The sequence below is a fragment of the Variovorax sp. J2P1-31 genome, from assembly GCF_030317215.1.
GTDB lineage: Bacteria > Pseudomonadota > Gammaproteobacteria > Burkholderiales > Burkholderiaceae_C > Variovorax.
Window position 1 is genome coordinate 2,501 of the sequence record NZ_JASZYA010000008.1, and the last position, 2,784, is coordinate 5,284.

The 2,784-nt window shown below is 50.5% G+C and carries 1 rRNA gene (running past one end of the window); it reads left to right on the top strand.

Features of this window, described 5'->3' with window-relative positions:
- Positions 1 to 2,714 (top strand): 23S ribosomal RNA (locus tag QTI20_RS30675); it begins 162 nt to the left of the window's first position.
- Positions 2,715 to 2,784 lie beyond the last annotated feature (70 nt).

Genomic DNA, 2,784 nt, shown 5'->3' on the forward strand with positions numbered 1-2,784 from the left:
TCATGCGAGGCGAACCGGGTGAACTGAAACATCTCAGTAGCTCGAGGAAAAGACATCAACCGAGATTCCGAAAGTAGTGGCGAGCGAAATCGGAGAAGCCTGTTAGTGATAGCACAAGACATAACGGAACAGTTTGGAAAGACTGGCCATAGCGGGTGATAGCCCCGTACGTGAAATGACCTGTGTGGTACTGAGCTAACGACAAGTAGGGCGGGACACGAGAAATCCTGTCTGAATATGGGGGGACCATCCTCCAAGGCTAAATACTCATCATTGACCGATAGTGAACTAGTACCGTGAGGGAAAGGCGAAAAGAACCCCGGGAGGGGAGTGAAATAGATCCTGAAACCGCGTGCTTACAAAAAGTAGGAGCCTCGTAAGGGGTGACTGCGTACCTTTTGTATAATGGGTCAGCGACTTACATTCAGTGGCAAGGTTAACCGAATAGGGAAGCCGTAGAGAAATCGAGTCCGAATAGGGCGATCAGTCGCTGGGTGTAGACCCGAAACCAAGTGATCTATCCATGGCCAGGATGAAGGTGCCGTAACAGGTACTGGAGGTCCGAACCGACTAGTGTTGCAAAACTAGCGGATGAGCTGTGGATAGGGGTGAAAGGCTAAACAAACTTGGAAATAGCTGGTTCTCTCCGAAAACTATTTAGGTAGTGCCTCAAGTATTACCATCGGGGGTAGAGCACTGTTTTGGCTAGGGGGTCATGGCGACTTACCAAACCAAGGCAAACTCCGAATACCGATGAGTACAGCTTGGGAGACAGAGCACCGGGTGCTAACGTCCGGACTCAAGAGGGAAACAACCCAGACCGCCAGCTAAGGTCCCTAAAATTGGCTAAGTGGGAAACGAAGTGGGAAGGCTAAAACAGTCAGGATGTTGGCTTAGAAGCAGCCATCATTTAAAGAAAGCGTAATAGCTCACTGATCGAGTCGTCCTGCGCGGAAGATGTAACGGGGCTAAGCCAGTTACCGAAGCTGCGGATTTGCAATTTATTGCAAGTGGTAGGAGAGCGTTCTGTAAGCCTGTGAAGGTGCGTTGTAAAGCGTGCTGGAGGTATCAGAAGTGCGAATGCTGACATGAGTAGCGTTAAAGGGGGTGAAAAGCCCCCTCGCCGTAAGCGCAAGGTTTTCTACGCAACGTTCATCGGCGTAGAGTGAGTCGGCCCCTAAGGCGAGGCAGAGATGCGTAGCTGATGGGAAACAGGTCAATATTCCTGTACCGATATATAGTGCGATGTGGGGACGGATCTTAATAGGTCATCCAGTTATTGGATTATTCTGGTTTAGTTGGATGTAGGCGTGCATTAGGCAAATCCGGTGCACATATACCGAGGCCAACGATCGAGCGGACTTGTCCGTGAAGTGACTGAACGAGGTTCCAGGAAAAGCCACTAAGCTTCAGCTATATACGACCGTACCGCAAACCGACACTGGTGCGCGAGATGAGTATTCTAAGGCGCTTGAGAGAACTCAGGAGAAGGAACTCGGCAAATTGACACCGTAACTTCGGAAGAAGGTGTGCCCTATTAGTGTGTAGTGAACAACGAAGCATGAATGGGTTGCAAAAAATCGGTGGCTGCGACTGTTTATTAAAAACACAGCACTCTGCAAACACGAAAGTGGACGTATAGGGTGTGACGCCTGCCCGGTGCTGGAAGATTAAATGATGGGGTGCAAGCTCTTGATTGAAGTCCCAGTAAACGGCGGCCGTAACTATAACGGTCCTAAGGTAGCGAAATTCCTTGTCGGGTAAGTTCCGACCTGCACGAATGGCGTAACGATGGCCACACTGTCTCCTCCTGAGACTCAGCGAAGTTGAAATGTTTGTGATGATGCAATCTCCCCGCGGAAAGACGGAAAGACCCCATGAACCTTTACTGTAGCTTTGTATTGGACTTTGAACAGATCTGTGTAGGATAGGTGGGAGGCTTTGAAGCAGGGTCGCTAGATCTTGTGGAGCCAACGTTGAAATACCACCCTGGTGTGTTTGAGGTTCTAACCTAGGTCCATTATCTGGATCGGGGACAGTGCATGGTAGGCAGTTTGACTGGGGCGGTCTCCTCCCAAAGCGTAACGGAGGAGTTCGAAGGTACGCTAGTTACGGTCGGACATCGTGACGATAGTGCAATGGCATAAGCGTGCTTAACTGCGAGACTGACAAGTCGAGCAGATGCGAAAGCAGGACATAGTGATCCGGTGGTTCTGTATGGAAGGGCCATCGCTCAACGGATAAAAGGTACTCTGGGGATAACAGGCTGATACCGCCCAAGAGTTCATATCGACGGCGGTGTTTGGCACCTCGATGTCGGCTCATCTCATCCTGGGGCTGTAGCCGGTCCCAAGGGTATGGCTGTTCGCCATTTAAAGAGGTACGTGAGCTGGGTTTAAAACGTCGTGAGACAGTTTGGTCCCTATCTTCCGTGGGCGCTGCAGATTTGAGGAAGCCTGCTCCTAGTACGAGAGGACCGGAGTGGACACACCTCTGGTGTATCGGTTGTCACGCCAGTGGCATTGCCGAGTAGCTAAGTGTGGAAGAGATAACCGCTGAAAGCATCTAAGCGGGAAACTCGTTTCAAGATGAGATCTGCCGGGGCCTTGAGCCCCCTGAAGAGTCGTTCGAGACCAGGACGTTGATAGGTCAGGTGTGGAAGCGCAGTAATGCGTTAAGCTAACTGATACTAATTGCTCGTGAGGCTTGACCCTATAACTTTGATCAGACCGAAAGGTCGCGAATACATGATCAAGGTGTTATGCCAAGTTGACGCATTCAAAA